Source organism: Cupriavidus sp. HY129, from assembly GCF_059492215.1.
The window spans coordinates 108,522-127,968 of the sequence record NZ_CP083255.1 but is presented as its reverse complement, the minus strand read 5'-3'; the positions used below and the strand labels follow the sequence as shown (position 1 = coordinate 127,968).

The window sequence follows — 19,447 nt, the reverse complement described above, 5'->3', positions numbered from 1 at the left end:
TAGAATGCGTGACGACGCACTCGCGCCCCACGAGCCAGCCCATCGCCACCAGCATGACCTCCCTCCCCCGCATCGAACATGCTCCCGTGCCGGCCTTCGACGCCGTCTGGCTTGCGCGGGTCGAATCGACCGTGCTGCTGACGGGAGATCACGTCCAGTCCTGCCGACTGTTTGACCCGATCTCGCGGACCCACTGGTTTGCCCAAAGCGCGCCGCTGACGGCCACGGCCGTATGCGAGCGCTTGCGGAACGCGGCGCGGCTTGCCACGCGCATGGAGCCATCGTGGGCGGCGATTCCAGCGGCCACGATCTGGACGCCTGACCGGCTTGTGCTGATCAGCGATGCCGAGGCCTCCACCCAATTCGGCATGGTGAACGCCAGCGCGCGTGAAGACGTCCCGATCGCGGCCCGCCTGGAACTGGCAATCGGCGCGGTCAGGGCCGTGGCGGCCATGCACGGGCGCGGCCTGCTGCAAGGCGTGATCCGGCCAGAGAGCTTCCTGCTCGACGACGCTGGGCGCATGCGGCTCACGGGGTTCGGATATGCCGTGGCTGTTGAGGAACCCTGCGCCGCGCTGCGGCATCCGGCCGATTCCGTCTTGCCATATCTGGCACCGGAACTGATGCGGCAGGATGGGGCGCGTCCGAGTGTCGGCGCCGATCTCTACGCGCTCGGCGTCACGCTATACAAGCTACTGACCGGCGAACTGCCGTTCGTTGCGGACTCGCCGTCCGGATGGCAGCACGCGCATATGGCCATCGAGCCGCCCCCGCCGCAATCGCGTCGGCCCGATTTGCCGGCCGTGCTGGGCCAGATCGTCATCAAGCTGATGGCCAAGGATGCCGGCAGTCGCTATACCTCGGCGGCGGCGCTGCTGGCGGACCTGCTGCGCGTCCGTGCCGAGTGGCTGCAGCGCGGGCGTATCGAACCGTTCTGCCTCGATATGCCGGGCACGCTGCCGTTGCCGGGGTCGGGCTTTCAGGGGCGGCTGTCCGGCCGCGCCAGGGAGATGGAGGTGCTGCATGGCGCGTTGGCACGCGTCCGTGCGACCGGGGTATCGGAGCTGGTATTGCTCGCGGGAGCGGCCGGTGTGGGAAAGTCGGCATTGGCCGAATGGCTGTGCGGGCACGCGGACCAGACCGGGGCCCGCTTCGCGGCGGGCAAGAGCGATCAGTTGCAGCGCGATATTCCCTATGCGCCGGTGGTGCAGGCCATCACATCGCTGACCATGACGTTGCTCGGCCAGGACGATGCGTCGCTGCAGCAGGTGCGCCTGCGCTGGCTCGATCGGCTGACCGGGCAGGGGCGCGCGGTCGCCGAACTGGCGCCCGTCGTCGAATACGTGCTGGGCGCTACCGTGCCGCTTTCGGAAGTGCCGGCCCGGCAGGCTCAGGCGCGGATCGAAAGCGCGGTACTGCGCACGTTTGCTGCGTTCGCCGCGCCCAGCGAGCCGCTGGTGCTGTTCCTCGATGACCTGCAATGGGCCGACGCCTCAACGCTTGGCCTGCTCGAGGCATTCGCGGCGCATCGCCCTCCCAATATCCTGCTGATCGCAGCCTATCGCGAGCCCGGCCACGAGATGGCGCAGCGCCTGGCGTGGTTGCAGCAGGGCAGTCGTAGCGGTGGATTGCCAGTGTCGAGCATCGCGGTCCAGTCGCTGCCCGGACGGGCCGTGGCCGATCTGGTGGCCACCGCGCTCGATGCGCCGGTGGCTCAGGTGGCGCCACTGGCCCGCGCGATCCACGCCAGAACCGGTGGCAATCCACTCTTCTGCGTGCAACTGCTGCGGGCGCTGATCGACGACGGCGTGCTTGCGCGTGGCGAAGCCGGCTGGGCCTGGGACGATGCCGCGCTGGCGCACCGGCGCTACTCGGACAATGTGATCGAACTGATGCTCCGGCGCTTCGCGCGGCTGCCGAAGTCGGGCACGGCGCTGCTACAGCATCTGGCATGCGTGGGCATTCGCGGTGAGGCGGCGTTGCAGGCCCGCGTGGCAGGTGTCGAGCCTGATGAACTGGCGCACGGGCTGCGTCCGTTCATCGATGCCGGGATGATCGTCGAGGTGCCGGAGGGCTTTGCGTTCCAGCATGACCGGGTGCTGGAAGCCGCCTATTCGTTGGTGGAACCGGAAGCGCGCCCGGCCGCGCACGCACGCGTGGCACGCGTCATGATCGAGCACTGGGGCGAGCAGGCGGCGGACCACGCGTTCGAGATCGGGAGCCAGATCGAGCGGACTGCGGGGCAGGCGCTATCCAAGCCGGAGCGGGTGATGTTCGTGCGGGCGCTCAATGACTCGGCGAGACGGGCCAAGCGTGCGGCCGTGCTGACACGCGCGGCCAGCCATGTGGATCTGGCGTTCACGTTGATGGATGCAACCTGGTGGGACACCCACTACCCGCTGGCGCGCGACGCGCATCTGTTGCGCTGCGAGTGCCTGCTGGCGCAGGCCGATCTCGACCGCGCCGCGCGGGAGATCAACATCTTGCTGCAACGCGAGATGCCGGCGGTCGACAAGGCCGCCGTGTATCGCCTGCTGGCCACGCTACAGACCGTGCGGTCGGACTACGAAGGGGCGATCAATGCCGCGCTTTCCGGCCTGGCGCTGGTGGACGTGCATCTTGAACGACACCCGTCGCCCGCGCGAATGCGGGAGGCCTACGAATCGGTCATGGCGTTGCTTGGCGAAAGGTCCATCGACAGTCTTGGCGAACTTCCTGTCACGGCCGACGTGCGGATGCACACGGTCATGGGGCTGCTCTCGACGCTGATCTCGTCGCAGTTCGTGCGCGATGGGATCAGTTTCCTGCATGTGGCGACGATGGTAGAGCTATCGCTCGCGCATGGCGCGACGCCCGAGACGCCCTATGGCCTTTCCTGGTTCGGCGTCTTCATCGCCAGCCTTTATGACGCGTACGAAGACGGCCTTGCCTTTGGGTTGGCGGCGATGGCGCTGGTGGAGCGGCATGGGTTTCAGGCCGAGCAGATCGCCACGCTGGTGGCGGTGGACCAGGTCAGCGTCTGGAGCCGCCCGCTGGCGTTCGCGCTCGGACTCGCCCAGGAGGCCGTGGCATTGGGGCGGGAGTCGGGCGATATCGGCATGGCCTGCTATGCCTGCAATCACATCGTCTCGGATCTGCTGGCGATGGGCGAGCCGCTTGCACTCGTTGATGAAGAGGTCGAACGTGGCGTGGGGCTGACACGGCTGGTTCGCTATGCCGATATCGAGCGGATTCTGGCTGCGCAGCGGCTCTTTCTGCGCGGCCTGCGCTACGGTGGCGACGGCCCGGCATCGACAGTCGCGCAGCGGGCCGATGACGCGACCTCCTTTTCGACGCGCTTCTGGGTCTGGCTTCATGACGGCATGGCGTGGGCATACCGTGGCCAATGGGCACGCGCGCTCGGCAGCCTGCGGCAGGCGGAAGCGCTGGCGTGGTCGGCGCCGGCGCATATCAGCGTGGCCGATTGCCGCTTGTACCTGGCATTGGCGCTGGCACATGCCGCGCCGGCTGATGTCGATGGTGTCGATAGTGTCGAGGGTCTCGATCGTGCCGGAGTCCTCGCCGCGCTGGCCGGTCACCGGGACCGATTTGCGCGCTGGACCGCGCTGAATCCGCTGACGTTCCGGAACAAGCTGCTGTTGATCGACGCGGAAATGCTGCGTCTGCAAGGCGATGCCATGCGGGCGCTGGCGAGTTACGAGCAATCGGCGCGGGTAGCGGCGGCATCGGGGTTCGTGCACGAGCAGGCGCTCGCTTGCGAACTGGCGGGTGCGCTGTGTCTGGCCAACGGGCTGCCGGACTCGGGGCTGCACCATCTGCATTCGGCACGCGACGCGTATCGCCGCTGGGGCGCCCACCACAAGGCGGACCAGCTCTGCCGCCAGTATCCCGAGCTTGGTGATGCCGGCGCGGGTGGCCCTGAGCAGGTGCCAGCCGAGCCGGCGCGGGTGGCAGCAGGCTGGGAGCTCGGCATGAGGGCCGCCCAGGCCATGAGCAGCGAGCGCGTCATGGATCGGCTGATCGAGTCGCTGATGGCCGATGTGGTGGTCCATGCCGGTGCGCAGTACGGATTGCTGCTGCTGATGCGTGGCGATCGCCCGATGATCGAGGCGTCCGCGCGCGTCGTCGACGGCGCCGTTTCCACCACGCTCGGTACCGTGGAGCCGAACGACGACCTGTTGCCGCTTACCGTCCTCAACAGCGTCCTGCGCACGCGTCAGACCTTCGCGCTGGCCGACGCCTCTGCCGATGCGCCGTCGATCCGGATGCGCGGCGCGTCCGGGCGGCGGTTGCGCTCGCTGGTGTGCCTGCCGCTGGTGCGCGGCGGCACGTTGATCGGCGCGTACTACCTCGAAAATAACCTGGCGCCGGGCGTGTTCGGTGCCGGGCGGATTGCCGAACTGGAGGTGCTGGCGCCGCAGGTGGCGATTGCGTTGGAGACCGCGCGGCTCTACGAGCAATTGATCGACGAGAACGATCGCCGCCTGGCAGCCGAGATGGGCCTGCGTTCGGCCCGTGCCGAGCTTGCGCGGACCTCCCATCTGACGGTGATGGGCACGTTGGCGGCCTCCATCGCCCATGAGGTGAACCAGCCGCTGACGGCAATTGTGGCGTCGGTCGATGCCAGCCTGCGCTGGCTTAACCGCGCCACGCCAAATCTCGGCGAGGTACAGGACGGGCTCGCGCATATCCGCAAGAATGGCCTGCGCGCGGCCGAGATTATTCGTGCCTTGCGCGCGCTGGCCAGGCAGACCCCATCGGTGATGACACCGCTGCAGCCCGACGAGGTGCTGAGCGAAGTGCTCGATATGGTGCGCATGGAAATCGCCGGACACGGCGTGCGTGTCTCGACGAACCTGGCCACGGGCGGCGCGCTGGTGGCGGCAGATCGCGTGCAGTTGCAGCAGGTGATGCTGAACCTGATCACCAATGCCATCGACGCGATGGCGACGACGACGCCGGATGCGCGCGATCTGGTGATTGCTTCGGCGCTCGAGAATGCCGAGGTCGTGATCCGGGTCGAGGACGCCGGCCACGGCATTCCCGATGCCATGCGCCAGCGGCTGTTCGACCCGTTCATCACCAGCAAGCAGAGCGGCATGGGTATGGGGCTTGCCATCTGCAAGTCGATCGTCGAGGCCCACGGCGGTGAGCTCGATGCGGCACCGCGCGATGGCGGTGGCACGGTGTTCACGTTCCGGCTGCCAGTTCTGGGGAGCGCGACGCGCCCTTGATCCGCGCGGAGGGAGGAAGCCGGTGCCGTGCGAGGCACCCGTGCATAAACGGCGGATGACACCGAGATGACATTGCTGTCATGCAGCGCTTGGTGGCAGGGGCGCGCCATAGAATGGGCCGCAACGCGCCATTCGCGCACCCCACTGCAAGGAGCTCCAAATGAAATGCCCAACCTGCCCCGACTCGGTACTGGTCATGGCGGATCGACAAGGTGTGGAGATCGACTACTGCCCGCAATGCCGGGGCGTATGGCTGGACCGTGGCGAGCTGGACAAGATCCTGGAGCGCTCCGCAATGGCCGCGCCAGTTTCACAGGCCTCGGCGCCGCGCGAACGGCCGGCATCGCCTGCCTACCACGGTGATGACCACGGGCGCGGCGGTCATGACGGTTACGGCAGCCGAAATGGCCATCACAGCAATAAGCGCAGGAAGTCGTGGCTGAACGAGCTTTTTGACTAAGATGACCAAGGTGGTCGAAGCAGTTGATACGACGGCAGGAAGCTGAAGGAAGAAAGGGGGCGATCGAGCACTGTCGATCGCCCCCTTTGACTGTAGAAGCCGTTTCAGAACGATTCCGGCGTCGTTGCGGGGCCTTGCCGTACTACTTGTACTGTCTGCGGCCCCGCGTCTGGCCCGAACTGCTTAGCTTCATGTTGAAACGGCGTCTTGGTGCCCGATAACGCCCAGCCCTCCGCTCAACCCTCCTTGCCGTCGATGCGCGCGCGCGTCAGGTAAGGCGTGTATTTGACAAGGTAGAGCACTAGGGACAGCGCCCAAAGGATGCCCGACGCGGCGACGGCCTCGGGCTTGAGCGCCGGCAGGGCGATCGGACCGGCCACTCGCACAATGGCGGCCAGCGCCATGCACAGGTAAGCCAGGTGTTCCATGCGGCCCGTTTCCAGGCGGCGGCCGGAATGGCCCAGCGCCGTGCGTGTCACCATCGCGATGATGGCGCCCCCGATCACGCCGACGGTTAGCGCATGGAGCGCGGTGGAACGGTCCACCCAGCCCAGCGACGCTGCGGCGATCAAGAGGAAACCTATCGGCAGGAATGCATAGGCGGCGTGCAGGATACTGACGATCGGCTTGCGTATCGTGCGTAGCGAATCCCATCCGGCCAGGCGGACGCCCTGCGCGATGGCAGCGGCGAGCGCCAGCGGCGCCAGGATGATCGCAGGTACCACCACTGCGCTGCCCAGCGCCGCCAGCAGCGTCAGCGGGATCACGCAGCGTTCGACCCACGCCCAGCGGCGAATGCGGATACCGGGAATCGCATTGGCGGTGAACATTGGAATCACGCGGCCACCGATTACCGTGACGAAGATGGCGACGAGCCCGATCGCAGCTTCCGACGCGTGCAGTGCCCAGTCGATCCGGCCGCTCAGGACGGCGGCGTGGAAGCCGATGTTGAAGGCCCCCATCACGCCGAGCGCGATCGCCAGGCCATAGTTGCGCTGGCTCTTGGCGCGCCGGAGGATGCGATAGAAGCTCAGGCTGCACAGTGGCAGGAACAGCACATCGACCGTGATGGCCGCCCATGCTGGGCCGCTCCACATCAGCACACGGGCCAGCAGCCACACGCCGACCAATGCGCCGAGCCAGGCCCCCTGCGGCGTTTGCAGTCCGGTCCAGTTCTTGCCGGCTGTGAACAGGAAGCCGACCACTACCGCGGCCGAGAAACCAAACACCATCTCATGCGCGTGCCAGACCATGGTGCCGGCCCACGGCTGGCTGGCCGGCGTCCACCAGCCAAGGTACATGGCGACCCAGGCCACCACGGCCAGGGCGCCGAATGCGGCCGCCAGCAGATAAAACGGGCGAAAACCCAGCGCTAGCACGGGCAATCCGCGATAGCCGGCCTGGGAGCGGGAAGGTGGGGAAATTTGCAGCAGGACTGACATGATCGGAGGGGAAGGTGCGCGTGACGCAATCGATTCTATGAAACATGCATCTGAAATGCAATTTAAAACTTCGGATGCGATGCATCGGGTTGCATGAGTGCAAATCCCTAGGCGCTTTCACCGCTACCCCCTACCGGAGTAGGGCGAAATCGAGGGGCCGACAGCCGTTAGCCAGCAAACAATACATACAGGGCGTTGGCGTGATGGCGCGGACGACACCTGTAACGCGTGATACGGGGATTTTCAGTGCTTAATGCATCACACCGTGATGCAACAACATCCATATCGCCGAGGAATCGGCAACTGGGGGTAGCTGTGAAAATCCGCGATCTGTCGATCAAGACCAGGCTCCTTGCGGGGTTTGGCGCGCTGGCACTCATCGTGCTGGTGGTTTCGGGGCTGTCCTTGCGTGCGCTGAGTCAGGCGACCGATGGGTTCAGTGCCTACATCAACGGGCTCAACGCCCGTGGCGCGATGGCGTCCGAGGTGCGCACGTCAGTCGATCGTCGCGCCATCGCCGCGCGCAATCTCGTGCTGGTCACCACGCCGGCAGACATCAGTCTGGAAAAGGAAGCGGTGCTCAAGGCGCACGACGACGTAAAGGCGCGGCTGGGCAAGCTTAACGAGATGATCAAGGCCGAGGGCGTAAGCGAGACCGCCCGCAATCTGGTGGCCGAGGTCGACCGCATCGAGGCGCGTTACGGTCCCGTGGCCACGGCCATCGTCGCCCTGGCGCTCGAGGGCAAGCGTGACGCCGCCATCGAGAAAATGAACAACGAATGCCGCCCACTGCTGGCCGAGCTGATCAAGGCGACCAACACCTATGCCAGCTTCACCAAGGAGCGCCAGGACGAAATGATCCGGAAGCTGCAGGACGACTATGTCGCGCAGCGCAATCTGCTGATCATCGTGTCGCTGGCCGCGGTGGCCTTTGCCATGACCGGCGGCATGTTGCTGACCCGCGCGATCACCGGGCCGATCGAGCGCGCCGTGGGCGTGGCCAGCACCGTCGCGCGTGGCGAGCTTGGCATGCGCATCGAGGTGAATTCCACCGACGAGACCGGCCGGCTGCTCGGCGCATTGCGTGACATGAACGAGCGCTTGAGCGAAACAGTGGCGCGCGTGCGCGAGGGCAGTTCGAGCATCGCGGTGGCCACAGGCCAGATCGCCGAGGGCAACATGGACCTGTCGAGCCGTACCGAGCAGCAGGCGGCGTCGCTGGAGGAGACCGCGGCGAGCATTGAGGAACTGGCGGCGACGGTCCGCCACAACACCGAGAATGCCCGACAAGCCAGCGAACTGGCCCGCAACGCCACCGAGGTGGCCCAACAGGGCAGCAGCACCGTGGGCCGCGTGGTCGATACGATGGAAGGCATCAGCGCAAGCTCGACCAAGATCGCGGAGATCACCGGCATTATCGAAGGCATTGCATTCCAGACCAATATCCTGGCGCTCAACGCCGCGGTGGAAGCTGCGCGTGCCGGCGAGCAGGGGCGCGGGTTTGCCGTGGTGGCCAGCGAGGTGCGTGGGCTCGCACAGCGGTCGTCGAGTGCGGCCAAGGAAATCAAGGAGTTGATCGACGCATCGGTTGCCCAGGTGCAGGCTGGCTCGTCGTTGGCCAGCGAAGCGGGCAAGACCATGACCGACGTCACGCAGGCCGTGGCTCGCGTCACCAATATCGTCGACGAGATTGCCACCGCGTCCGCCGAGCAGAACCGTGGCATTGAGCAAGTGAATCAGGCGATCGTGCAGATCGATCAGGTCACGCAGCAGAATGCCTCGCTGGTGCACGAGGCCGCGGAAGCGTCGAAGGCGCTTGAGGAGCAGAGCCGGTCGCTGGACGATGCTGTGGCGTTCTTCAAGCTGCCATCGGGCGGCGGGCGCATTCACGACGCGCACCGCCCGGTAGTGGGTCAGCGGACGGCAGGCATCGCGTTCACGTAAGCCGCGTCCGTAAGCGTGCGCAGGAAGGCGACGATGTCGTCGATCTCGCCTTCCGTCAGCGCGGCCGGCATGTCTGGCCGCCGGTTCATCGGCGGCGAGTTGACGTTGATGTTGTCGCGATAGGCAACGGGCACATCGTCGAACGTCTTGCCGCCGGCATACCACTTGCCCGGATCGATCGATCGCGTGTTGTAGAACGCCACGGCATCGCGCAGCGTCGTGAACACCCCGTTGTGCATGAAGCGCTGGCGAACGGCCACGTTGCGCAGGCCGGGGGTGCGCACGTAGCCGCACCACTGGTCGGGATCGGGCCAGCGCAACGTGCGCGCGGTGGCGCAGAGCCCGTTGTCGAAGTGCCTGGGATCGCGGTTGGCGGGCAGGGCGCGGTTGCGCGGCACGGCGATCGCGTCGTAGCCGAAGTCCGTGAACAGCGACCGCTCCGGCCGGCTCGCGGTATCAGACAGCGTATGGCAACTCATGCAGTTGCCCTTGTCAGGGTTCTTGAATAGTGCCAGTCCGCGCATTTCCTGCGGCGCCAGCGGTGTGCGGCGGCGCAGGTAGTCGTCGAAGCGTGACGTGAACGGCGCCATCTCGTCGCTTTGCATGTACGCCTGCAGCGCTGCGCCCAGGGCGCGGAGCATCGCCTGTGGGTCCTTGCGTACCGCCGGGCCGAATTGCGCGGCCATTGCCGGCGCCAGATCGGTGTCGTTGACGTTGCGCAGCAGCCGGGCCGGGCTGCCGTTGTTCATCTCGTTCGGATCGAGCAGCGGGCCGCGTATCTGCTCGGCAAGCGTGTCGGCGCGGCCGTCGGCGAACAGGCCACCGAATGGGGATGCCGCAGGGGCATCGTCGTCCTGATAGAAATGCCGGCGCGGCACGTAGCGCACGTATAGCAACGAAGGTGGATTACGCAGGCTGAAGTGTCCCGGGCGACTGCCTTGCGGCACGCCGGGCCCGCGCTTTCCACCGTCTGGCAGCGTGGGCGAGAACGCGCGCGCCGGGTCATGGCAGCTTGCGCACGACTGCCCGCGCGGCATCGACAGGCGCGGGTCGAAGAACGCGCGCTTGCCGAGCGCCACCAGCGACGGATCTGGCCGGAAGACGCCGGTAGTGGCATCGACCTTCGCGGTCACCTTGGGCGTGCCATTGCCGATGGTCGCCACCACTTGCGCGGGCGGTGCGCCGGGCAGCAGCACGGTGCCCGCCGCACCGGTGTGGCCCGTCACCGCCCAGAGCGCAAGGGCGGCGACGGCAGGTCTTGCTGATGTCATCAAGATGCGATCAAGGTGCGTTCAAGGTGCGATAAAGCCGGTCTTGTCGCACGTCACCGTGTTGCCAGTCTGGTTGCAGGTGGCCATCAGCTTGCCGTCCTTCGCGTAGGCCTTGAAGGTCCACCCGGTGGCCGGCGAGGCCTTGCGGTCCATCACCAGGAAGCCGAAGCTGGCATGGTGCGTGATCCGGTCGATCGTCGTGCCCGGGGCCGGCACGCTGCCGGCAGGCAACGGATCGGGCAGCGCGACGTCGAGGTTGTCGCCGCCGTTGCCGGTCACGATCGTCGCCGGATGCGCCGACGCGAAGTTGATTGCCTGGAAGTCATGCACGTGGCCGTGCAGCGCCACGTGAACGCCAGTCGGGTAGTACGCCTGCGGATTCAGGTTCGACATCACCGACTGCAGCGCCAGGTTGCCCGGCGCCGGGTTCGCGCCTGCTATCGGCGCGAACCCGAGGATCGGATGGTGGTTCGTGAAGATCGTGGTGGTCATGCCCGGCTTGGCAGCCAGCGTGGCCACGGTCTGGAACTGCTTCTGGTAGGCGATGAACTGCGGATCGGTGGTCGGCAACGCAGCCTTGCCGGCCTTGGCCGAGTCGAACACGATCACCTGTGAACCGCCGCCCAGCGACACCGCGTAAGGGTCGGCGTAGTTGCCGGTGCTGTCGTTGACGGGATCGTCGCACGAGCGCGTGGTGTCGAACGGGCGCGGATCGAGGAAGCGTGACCAGCCCTGGCCGGCACGCGCGCATTCCTCGTGGTTGCCGCGCACCACCACCCACGGCGCCTTGGCCAGCAGCGGCGCGGCGGGCTTGAACAGGTCAGCCTGCCACGTATCCCAGCCATAGCCCCACGGGCTGCCCTGGCAACCGGCGATGTCCGGCGGGCAGGCGTTCTCGCGATAGTGGTAGTCGCCGATGTGCAGCACGAGGTCGGGATTGAAGCCCGCTGCCGTGGTGGCCACCGTGGAGAGCGGCCAGGCGTCGGTGTCGCTGCATGCCTGCCATGCGTTGTCGGCCTTCTTCAGGCGGCAGCCCGTGTCGGCCAGCACCACGATGCGCTGCGGCAATGCCTTGGGCAGCGGCAGTGTCTGCGTGCCGATGGCCGCGCTGGTGGCGGTGGAAGCCACGGTGGCTTCGCACACCGATACCGGGAACTCGGACGGCTTCGAATCGGCCGGCGCGCTCGCGGTGGTCCGCAGCGGCACGGTGGCGGGGCCCACGCGCAGCGTCATGCGCGTTGCCTTGCCATCGACTGTCAGCATCGGGCAGACACCATTGGTACCGGCGTCGGCTGACGCGACATAGCTGGTGACGGCGCGTGCGATGGCCTGGTTGCCGTCGCCGATCTCGACCCACGCGGCCTGGATGTTGGCGCTCGCGGTGGCCGCGTCGGCCGGCGCGACCGTAGGTGGCGTGGTGGGCGGTGTCGTCGCAGGTGGCGTGGTGCCGCCGGTGCTGCTATTGGTGGTGGTGTTGGTGTCGTCGCTCCCGCAACCGTGCAATCCCGCCACGGCGACGAGCGCTACCATCCCGGCTGTCCAGCCGAGGGCTTTTTTTGTGCGCATGGTTTTCTCCCCTGTTAGGGGCGCAACCGTACAGGCCGAGTGTGTAATAAATATGACGGCCTGTGCTCACGCAGGCGTGATGCCCGCCCGCTGGCGCCGGGGCCCGGCGTGGCTGGCGGCGGTTCGCAATTCGGGCGGGAACGCGCGGATTTCGGCGTGAAAGAAGCCGCGCTCGCCGGGCCCCAGCACGGCGATCTGGGCAACCAGCCGTTCCATTGTCGAGTACGCCTGCATCGAGTCGCCCTGTTCATGGGCCAGGTACCAGACGGACTCCAGCAGCAGATTGGCGAGCTGCAGCGCGTTGTAGCGGACGTGTCCGGCATCGTGTTCCTCGAGCGCGAACGCCGCCACCGACGACCAGCGCACGAACCCCTTGGCGGGCGCGAACGGGGCGTGAAAGGGCCGCAGCGCGTCGATCGCCTCGGCCACGCTGAGGGGGCGGCGGGCACGGAAGGCGCGCAATGAAGTGGGCGGCTCGTCGGCGATGTCGCCACGCGCGATACGCAAAAGGAACACCGTGTTCCAGGCCGATCCACCGCCCACGCCGAAGCGATCACAGATCCATTCGGATAGTCCAAGCCAGCGCATGGCCTGCCGCTGCACGTCGCTAGCCGACAGCGTGCGAGCCTCATCGACGAGACCCTGGCGCCAGAACAGCCAGAGCGACCAGCCGATGTTTGCCGCCGCGTGCTGTACGGCATCGACGGAGTCAGCTTCATACGCGGCCTGCAACGCGCTGGAAAAGGACTCGAGCGCACGACAGGCGGCGGCCCGTCGAGTTGGCTTATCGGTTGTGTGGGTCGCATCGGGCCGCAGGGCGAGACTCTTGTGTACCAGCGCGTCAAGATTCAGCGTCTCGAAGCGGACTCGCGGGTTGTAGCGCACCACGGGTCGCAGTTCCGCATCCGCGGTGAGCCGTGTGAGTTCCGCCAGTGCCGACGACAGGTCGGCGCGCGCGTAGTGTTCCCAGGCGCGCACCACGTGCACCATCGCCGCGAAGGTCGGCAGCGCGGCGTTGACGCCGCCGCGCGCAACCAGACGCTGGAACCGTTGCAATGCCGCGCGACTGCGGTCCAGCCGATCGCTGCGGCGCCATGCGAGGCTTTCCTTGAGCAGCGACAGCGCGTGCTGGAAGTCGTCGGCCGCACTACGCTGCGCCGCGCGAAACGATTCTGCGACGCCAGCCTCCAGCGTGCCCGCGAAACCATCCTGCGCGCCTCGCATCGCCTGGGTCAGGTGGCGCCAGAAGTCCATGTCGCGCATCACGTAGCGCAATCCGTCGTCGTCGCCCGCCGTTGTTGTCGATGCCGCGGCATCGCCGGAAACGGACTTGCCGAGCCAGCGCGCGACGCCCGCAACGCCGAGTGCCTTGCCGTTGACGATGAAACGCAGCCGCTGCGCGGTTGACGTTGGCATCCAGAACGGACCCTTGCTGCGGCCTCCCGTGCGCAGGCCGGAGACATCGACATCTTTGTCCGCACCCCAGCCCACGGGCACCTGCCAGCGCGCGAAATCCGCGAACGCACGTGACACGATCATGCGTACGTCAGTGGCGTCGGCGAAGCGCGCCCGTACCTCGGCCGAGCGCAGGTCATCCTGGTCTCGTGTGGCGGCCAGCCAGATGCGCGCCAGTAGCCAGACCGACTGGTGGCGGGCGGATTGTCCCGCGACGCGATAGGGCGGAGACAGGTCGATGCGGATGACGGGGGCGGGCATGGCCGCCATGTTACGCGTGTTACAGCGGGCGCGGTTGGCGCCTGATGCATCGCGAACTATGCTCCGCAACACGATCCGGGCCTGGATTGCCAACCGTCGACATGACGAAACACCAATCCTCATCACTTCACATAACGAGTCGATATGCGAGACAAACTTGCGCGCCTGACCCTGGCGCTCTGCCTGCTGTTGCCGCTGGCCGCCCATGCCATCACCGGATCGACAATCAACGCCCGATCATTGTTTGATGCCGCGGGCGTTGACGGCACGATGGTCATTCACGACGTGCGGCAACAACGCACGCTGACGTACAACCCCGAACGCGCGGCAACTGCCTATTCGCCCGCGTCGACGTTCAAGGTTTTCAATTCGCTGATCGCGCTTGAGACGGGCGCTGCCGCCGATGTCGACAACGACATGCTGCCCTGGGACGGAAAGGTCATCATGCACAACGGCAAGCCGTTTCTACCACCGGTCTGCAACGGCGAGGTTTCGATGCGTGTGGCACTCAAGAATTCGTGCATTCCCGCCTATCAGACACTGGCGCGGCGCATCGGCACTGAGCAGTACCGCAAGTACCTGCAAGCCGCGCGTTTCGGGAATGCTAACGTCGACGGTCCGGTGGACTGGTTCTGGCTTAACAACCAGTTGAAGATCACGGCCTACCAGCAGGTGGATTTCCTGCGTGAAGTGGCGGCGCGCAGGGTGCCGATGATCTCGGCGCGGAGCTACGACATGCTCGATGACATCCTGGCGATCGAGAAGACGCCGGCGTACACGATCTACGCCAAGACCGGCTGGGTGACGGTGCCCGGAAAGGTTGATGTTGGCTGGTGGGTGGGCTGGGTGGCGCGCGGCAACGATACGTACGTGTTCGCGATCAACCTGGATATGCCGAACCCGGGCGTCGCGCCGAAGCGCCAGGAGATTGCGCGCGCGGTGCTGAAGCAGGTGGGCGCGCTGTCCTGAGCGACGGCCGAGGTCTTTGCCTGATCGCTAGGGCGCTAGCTGGTCGAGCACGGTAGCGGCGGTCTGCAGGCCGCTTTCGATCAGATGCTGCACGTAGGCGCCCATGTGCGGCATCACCAGCGCCAGGACCAGCATGCCGCCCAGCAGCGTGACGGGGAAGCCCACGGCGAAGATCGAAAGCTGCGGCGAGGCACGGTTCAGGATGCCCATGGCCAGGTTCATCGTCAGCAGCGCCGCGATCATCGGCAGCGAGAGCAGGGTACCGGCGGAGAAGATCATCGAACCCGCGCGAGCCAGCACACCCCAGCCGTGCCCGGAGAGCGGCACGCCGGAGATGGGCAGGCCCTGGAAGCTGTCGATCAGCGCGGCCAGCATCATCAGATGCCCGTCGAGCGCCAGGAACAGCAGCATGGCCACCATGTTCAGGAAGCGTGACAGCACCATGGTCTGGCCGCCAGCGGAGCGATCGTAGAACGACGCGAACGACAGACCCATCTGCAAGCCGATGACTTCACCCGCCATCTGCACCGCGGCGAATACCAGCCGCATTGCGAAACCCATCGACAGGCCGATGCCGACTTCGTTGAGGACAATCAGCAGGCCATCGAGCGAGTAGACCGGTACAGCGGGGATATTGCCGATCGTGGGGGAGATGACTACCGACAGGGCGGCCGCCAGCAGGATCTTGAGACGCCGGGGAATCGTCGATTCGCTGAGCAGCGGCGCGGATGAGATCAGCCCCAGCATCCGGAACATCGGCCACAGGAAGGCGGCGATCCAGCCGTACATCTGGGCGGTGGTGACCTCGATCACGGCAGGCTATTGGGAAGGAAAAGGGAAAAAGGTACGGCGGCCAGATCAGTGGGCCATGGCGGGGATGCTCTGGAACACCTGGCGCATGTAGTCCACGAAGGTGTTGATCATCCACGGGCCGACGAGCACCATCGTCGCGAACAGGGCGATGAGCTTCGGGATGAAGGTCAGCGTCATTTCGTTGATCTGCGTCGCGGCCTGGAACAGGCTCACCACCAGACCCGCCGCCAGCGCCACCAGCAGCAGCGGTGCGGCCAGCAACAGCGTCATCTTCATCGCCTGCGTGGCGATGGTCATCACCATTTCCGGTGTCATGGCGGGCCTCCGGTCAGTTCATGAAGCTCTGCGCCAGGGAGCCCAGCAGCAGTTGCCAGCCATCGACCAGCACGAACAGCATCAGCTTGAACGGCAGCGAAATGGTGGCGGGTGGCACCATCATCATGCCCATCGCCATCAGCACGCTGGCCACGACGAGGTCGATGATGAGGAACGGGATGAAGATCGTGAAGCCGATCTGAAACGCGGTCTTCAGTTCGCTGGTGACGAACGCCGGTACCAGCACCGTGAACGGCACGTCCTCAGGGCCCTGCAGCTCGGGCGTCTTGGCCATCTGCGCGAACATCGCCAGGTCCTTCTCGCGGGTCTGGCGCAGCATGAACGCGCGCAGCGGCACGGCGGCGCGCTGGGCGGCGGTCTCGAGGCTGATCTTGTTTTCGGAGAGCGGCTGGTAGGCGTCGGTGTAGACCTTGTCGAACACCGGCGACATGACGAAGAACGTCAGGAACAGCGACAGACCCACGAGTACCTGGTTGGGCGGCGACGATGCCGTGCCCAGCGCGTTGCGCAGCAGGCCCAGCACGATGATGATGCGGGTGAAGCCCGTCATCATCAGCATGGCCGCCGGCAGGAACGACAGCGATGTCAGCAGGACCAGCGTCTGGATCGACAGCGACCAGGTCTGGCCGCCGCCGGGTCCCGGCCGGCTGGTCACGCCGGGCAGCGACTGGGCCAGCGCCGATTCGGGCGCGAGCCACAGCACGAGCGGCAGCAAGGCCAGCAGGGTGGCGGCCACGCGCGGCAGGCGCGCGGGATGCCGTGCGACGTCGGCACGCAGCGAGTTCATTTCTTGAGGTTTTCCTGCATGGCGCGCATCAGTCGCTCGCCAAATCCGCCCTGCATGTTCCGGGGCATTGCTGAGTCCGCCTGAGAGCCCGGCCGCGAATCGTCCGGAGAACCGGTGTGCGGTTGTGCTTCCAGCGTGTGAAGCGGACGGATTTCATTGGGCGACACACCAAGCACCAGCCAGGTACCGCCCACTTCCACCGTGACCACCCTCTGGCGCGGACCAAGCATCAGGCTGCCGACCACCTTCATCGACGCATTGCCCGAGCCCTGGCGCACCAGGCCGACGCGCCGCGCCACCCATGCCATCGCCAGGATCAGCGCGATGACGGCGAACAGGCCCAGACCGGCTTGCGCCAGGCTGGCCCCACTGCTGATGACGGGAGCGTTGGCGCCGGTGTTGCCAGTAGTGGCGCTGGTAGTGGTGTTGGTCGCGGCGCCGCCGGTGGGCGTGCCCGCCTGGGCCGTGCTGAGCACGACGTCGGCAGCCTGCGCGCCGGAAGCGGCAACGCCCACAAGGGCAATGCCCGCGGCAAGCCGGCGCGCGGCAACCATCATTTGTTGAGCTTCCGGATACGTTCCGACGGCGTGATGATGTCCGTCAGGCGGATGCCGAACTTGTCATTGACCACCACCACTTCGCCCTGGGCGATCAGGTAGCCGTTGACAAGCACGTCCATCGGTTCGCCGGCCAGGCCGTCGAGTTCCACGACCGAACCTTGCGCCAGTTGCAGCAGGTTCTTGATGGGTACCTTGGTGCGGCCGAGTTCCACCGTGAGCTGCACGGGAATATCGAGAATCATCCCGATATCGTTGTGGAACCCCGGCGGCGCTTCCTGCGCCAGCGGCGGGAACACCGTGGAAGCCGCCGGCGTGGCGGCGGGCATGGCTTGCGCCGTCGGTGCGGCAGCGCTGGGCGCCGGCGCGGCAGCGGACGTTGCCTGCTCGGCGCTGGTCTGCTCCGCGAGGGCGCTGGCCCAGTCGTCCATTGGATCGACCGGCTTGTCCTGGGTGCCGTCAGTCATGATCGGTTTCCTTGTTGGAATCGCTGTCTTGGTAATTGAGCATCCGTTCCACGCGCAGCGCGTACTGGCCGTTCATGGTGCCGAAGCCGCACTGCATGACGGGCACGCCGTTCACCTTGCCGAAGATGTGTTCCGGCAGTTCGATCGGCAGCACGTCGCCTTCGCGCATGGCCAGAACCTCGGCCACGGTGCTGCGCAGGTGCGTGAATTCGGCCACCAGTTCCACTTCGGCGGCACGTAGCTGGTTGGAGAGCTGGCCGAGCCAGCGCTTGTCCACCTCGACCTCGTCCTGCAGCGGGTTCATCAGCAGATCGCGCAGTGGCTCGATCATCGAGAACGGGATGCAGATATGAAGCTGCCCGCCCACGGCGCCCAGTTCGATGTGGAACGCGGTGGTAACCACGGCATCGTTCGGGCCGGCGACGTTGGCGAACTTCGTGTGCATCTCCGAGCGGACATAGTCGAACTCGATTGGATGCACGGTGCGCCAGGCCTGGCCGTAGCTGGAAAGCGTGAGGTCGAGCATGCGGCGGATGATGCGCTGCTCGGTCTGGGTAAAGTCGCGGCCTTCCACACGGGTGTGGAAGCGGCCATCGCCGCCGAACAGGTTGTCGACGACGAGAAACACCAGGTTCGGGTCGTACACGAATAGCGCGGTGCCCCGCAGCGGCTTCATGTGGACCAGGTTCAGGTTGGTCGGGACCGGCAGGTTGCGCACGAAATCGCCGTACTTCTCGATCCGCACGGTGCCAACCGAGATGTCGGCGCCGCGGCGGATGAAGTTGAACAGCGCGGTGCGCAGGGCGCGGGCAAAACGCTCGTTGATGATCTCGAGCGTATGCAGGCGGCCCCGGACGATGCGCTCCTGGGTGGCCAGGTTGTACGGACGCACGCCGCCATCGTCGGCGACGGGCACGCTTGCCACCGGCGCATCGGATTCGCCCGATACGCCTTTCAGTAGTTCGTCTACCTCGTCCTGCGAGAGGAACTTGTCGTAGGCCATCTAGTGTCCTGCCCCGTGAACGGCTTTAAGGATGAAACGGTCCATGGCCGGCTTCAGGCGGCGCGCGCGATGCGGCGGCAGAGGTGAAGTTCGGCGGGCAGTTTCATATCGGATGTGGTTCAGGGTTCGCGAGGCAGGCACACGGCTTACTGCACCACGAACGATGTAAACAAGACGTCCAGGATCTTCTGGGGCGGCAGGCCTGCGGCAAACGGCTGGCTGATGGTCGCCTGGATGTCGCGTGCGAGCTTCTGCTTGCCCTCGACGGTGGCGAGATCGGCTGGCTGGCGTGCCGACAGCAGCAGCAGGATGCGGCTGCGCGCTTCGGGCAGGTACTGCGACAGGCGTGCCTGGGTGTCGCTGTCCGCCACCTTCAGAGACAGGCCGGTGTGCAGGAAACGGTCACCATCCTCGCTCTTGAGGTTCACGGTGAACGCATCCAGCGGCACGAAGATCGGCGGCGGCACCACCGGGGCAGCAGGAGCCGCCGGTTGGCGGCTGCCACCGATGATGTTGCCCAGCACGAAGCCGCCAACGCCCAGCGCCACCACCAGCACACCGCCGCCGATCAGCAGGAGCCGGCCGCGCTTGCTCGAGGTGCCACCGGTCTGGGAGGGGGAAAGCGTGTTCGCCATGAGATGCCTGTGTCGGAATGCCTGCATTCTTCCCGAATTGCAGGCAAGCAAAGGGCCGATAAAAAGGGGGAATCCCGCTCAGCTTGGCCGTTTGAGCTGGGCGGACGTCGGGCGCACGGGTGCATAGGAGCGCCATTTGCGCCTCCTTGCTGGTTAACGAATGTGATGAGCGGAACTTAAGACCAGCACGGCGGCCGAGTCACCGGGTCCGTGCTTGCGGTACCGTGCGACCGGATGGGGTTCCCGT

General features: G+C 66.2%; 15 protein-coding genes. 4 read left to right on the top strand and 11 right to left on the bottom strand.

Annotated features, from left to right (window positions below; translation table 11 throughout):
• Positions 1–53: 53 nt before the first annotated feature.
• Entirely contained in the window at positions 54–5,234 is a 5,181-nt protein-coding gene (locus K6G35_RS17020; protein WP_495676781.1) for a trifunctional serine/threonine-protein kinase/ATP-binding protein/sensor histidine kinase, read from the top strand.
• Positions 5,235–5,394: 160 nt separating this feature from the next.
• Positions 5,395–5,694 carry a TFIIB-type zinc ribbon-containing protein gene (locus K6G35_RS17015; RefSeq protein WP_495676780.1) on the top strand — a complete coding sequence of 100 codons (300 nt, stop codon included), beginning with the start codon at positions 5,395–5,397 and terminating at the stop codon, positions 5,692–5,694.
• Positions 5,695–5,930: 236 nt separating this feature from the next.
• Here the strand turns inward: K6G35_RS17015 and K6G35_RS17010 are convergent, their stop codons facing one another.
• Entirely contained in the window at positions 5,931–7,136 is a 1,206-nt protein-coding gene (locus K6G35_RS17010; protein ID WP_495676779.1) for an NnrS family protein, read from the bottom strand.
• A gap of 315 nt (positions 7,137–7,451) precedes the next feature.
• On the opposite strand from K6G35_RS17010, the gene K6G35_RS17005 reads away from it, so the two are divergent.
• Positions 7,452–9,080 carry a methyl-accepting chemotaxis protein gene (locus K6G35_RS17005; protein ID WP_495676778.1) on the top strand — a complete coding sequence of 543 codons (1,629 nt, stop codon included), beginning with the start codon at positions 7,452–7,454 and terminating at the stop codon, positions 9,078–9,080.
• On the opposite strand, the gene K6G35_RS17000 is transcribed toward K6G35_RS17005, so the two are convergent.
• The 3 genes from K6G35_RS17000 to K6G35_RS16990 form a co-directional block, all read right to left on the bottom strand.
• Positions 9,050–10,351 (bottom strand): cytochrome-c peroxidase, encoded by a 1,302-nt coding sequence (locus K6G35_RS17000; protein ID WP_286882352.1) that lies wholly within the window; start codon positions 10,349–10,351, stop codon positions 9,050–9,052. The genes K6G35_RS17005 and K6G35_RS17000 overlap by 31 nt on opposite strands.
• A gap of 21 nt (positions 10,352–10,372) precedes the next feature.
• Positions 10,373–11,917, bottom strand: coding sequence for a metallophosphoesterase family protein (locus K6G35_RS16995; protein ID WP_495676777.1), 1,545 nt, complete (start codon positions 11,915–11,917; stop codon positions 10,373–10,375).
• Between the two features lie 66 nt (positions 11,918–11,983).
• On the bottom strand, positions 11,984–13,642 hold the full coding sequence (locus K6G35_RS16990) for a hypothetical protein (protein WP_495676776.1): 1,659 nt from the start codon (positions 13,640–13,642) through the stop codon (positions 11,984–11,986).
• 135 nt (positions 13,643–13,777) lie between these two features.
• Here K6G35_RS16990 and blaOXA point away from each other — a divergent pair, with 135 nt between their 5' ends.
• A complete protein-coding gene (blaOXA, locus tag K6G35_RS16985; RefSeq protein ID WP_186426831.1) occupies positions 13,778–14,602 on the top strand; it encodes an OXA-1206 family carbapenem-hydrolyzing class D beta-lactamase in 825 nt (274 codons plus the stop codon).
• A 27-nt stretch (positions 14,603–14,629) separates the two neighbouring features.
• Here the strand turns inward: blaOXA and fliR are convergent, their stop codons facing one another.
• From fliR to fliL, 7 genes are all read right to left on the bottom strand, one after another.
• Positions 14,630–15,415, bottom strand: a complete 786-nt coding sequence (gene fliR, locus K6G35_RS16980) for a flagellar biosynthetic protein FliR (protein WP_008651897.1) — start codon at positions 15,413–15,415, stop codon at positions 14,630–14,632.
• A 45-nt stretch (positions 15,416–15,460) separates the two neighbouring features.
• Positions 15,461–15,730 carry a flagellar biosynthesis protein FliQ gene (fliQ, locus tag K6G35_RS16975; RefSeq protein ID WP_008651899.1) on the bottom strand — a complete coding sequence of 90 codons (270 nt, stop codon included), beginning with the start codon at positions 15,728–15,730 and terminating at the stop codon, positions 15,461–15,463.
• 13 nt (positions 15,731–15,743) lie between these two features.
• Positions 15,744–16,538 carry a flagellar type III secretion system pore protein FliP gene (gene fliP / locus K6G35_RS16970; RefSeq protein ID WP_011519706.1) on the bottom strand — a complete coding sequence of 265 codons (795 nt, stop codon included), beginning with the start codon at positions 16,536–16,538 and terminating at the stop codon, positions 15,744–15,746.
• Positions 16,535–17,095: a flagellar biosynthetic protein FliO gene (fliO, locus tag K6G35_RS16965; protein ID WP_008648906.1), complete on the bottom strand. Its 561-nt coding sequence runs from the start codon at positions 17,093–17,095 to the stop codon at positions 16,535–16,537. Before fliO ends, fliP begins: the two co-directional genes overlap by 4 nt.
• Positions 17,092–17,562 (bottom strand): flagellar motor switch protein FliN, encoded by a 471-nt coding sequence (gene fliN, locus K6G35_RS16960; RefSeq protein WP_035881059.1) that lies wholly within the window; start codon positions 17,560–17,562, stop codon positions 17,092–17,094. The genes fliO and fliN overlap by 4 nt, the downstream gene beginning before the upstream one ends.
• Complete coding sequence (gene fliM, locus K6G35_RS16955; protein WP_008644139.1) at positions 17,555–18,565, bottom strand: flagellar motor switch protein FliM; 1,011 nt, start codon at positions 18,563–18,565, stop codon at positions 17,555–17,557. Before fliM ends, fliN begins: the two co-directional genes overlap by 8 nt.
• Before the next feature lie 146 nt (positions 18,566–18,711).
• Positions 18,712–19,200, bottom strand: coding sequence for a flagellar basal body-associated protein FliL (gene fliL, locus K6G35_RS16950; protein WP_008644140.1), 489 nt, complete (start codon positions 19,198–19,200; stop codon positions 18,712–18,714).
• Positions 19,201–19,447 lie beyond the last annotated feature (247 nt).

Bases quoted from the DNA above. Each gene is read 5' to 3' on its own strand.
- K6G35_RS16995 (WP_495676777.1), bottom strand. From the start codon at position 11,917: ATGCGCACAAAAAAAGCCCTCGGCTGGACAGCCGGGATGGTAGCGCTC.
- fliL (WP_008644140.1), bottom strand. From the start codon at position 19,200: ATGGCGAACACGCTTTCCCCCTCCCAGACCGGTGGCACCTCGAGCAAG.
- K6G35_RS17010 (WP_495676779.1), bottom strand. From the start codon at position 7,136: ATGTCAGTCCTGCTGCAAATTTCCCCACCTTCCCGCTCCCAGGCCGGC.
- fliO (WP_008648906.1), bottom strand. From the start codon at position 17,095: ATGATGGTTGCCGCGCGCCGGCTTGCCGCGGGCATTGCCCTTGTGGGC.
- fliN (WP_035881059.1), bottom strand. From the start codon at position 17,562: ATGACTGACGGCACCCAGGACAAGCCGGTCGATCCAATGGACGACTGG.
- blaOXA (WP_186426831.1), top strand. From the start codon at position 13,778: ATGCGAGACAAACTTGCGCGCCTGACCCTGGCGCTCTGCCTGCTGTTG.
- K6G35_RS17015 (WP_495676780.1), top strand. From the start codon at position 5,395: ATGAAATGCCCAACCTGCCCCGACTCGGTACTGGTCATGGCGGATCGA.
- fliQ (WP_008651899.1), bottom strand. From the start codon at position 15,730: ATGACACCGGAAATGGTGATGACCATCGCCACGCAGGCGATGAAGATG.
- fliP (WP_011519706.1), bottom strand. From the start codon at position 16,538: ATGAACTCGCTGCGTGCCGACGTCGCACGGCATCCCGCGCGCCTGCCG.
- K6G35_RS17000 (WP_286882352.1), bottom strand. From the start codon at position 10,351: ATGACATCAGCAAGACCTGCCGTCGCCGCCCTTGCGCTCTGGGCGGTG.
- K6G35_RS16990 (WP_495676776.1), bottom strand. From the start codon at position 13,642: ATGGCGGCCATGCCCGCCCCCGTCATCCGCATCGACCTGTCTCCGCCC.
- fliM (WP_008644139.1), bottom strand. From the start codon at position 18,565: ATGGCCTACGACAAGTTCCTCTCGCAGGACGAGGTAGACGAACTACTG.
- K6G35_RS17020 (WP_495676781.1), top strand. From the start codon at position 54: ATGACCTCCCTCCCCCGCATCGAACATGCTCCCGTGCCGGCCTTCGAC.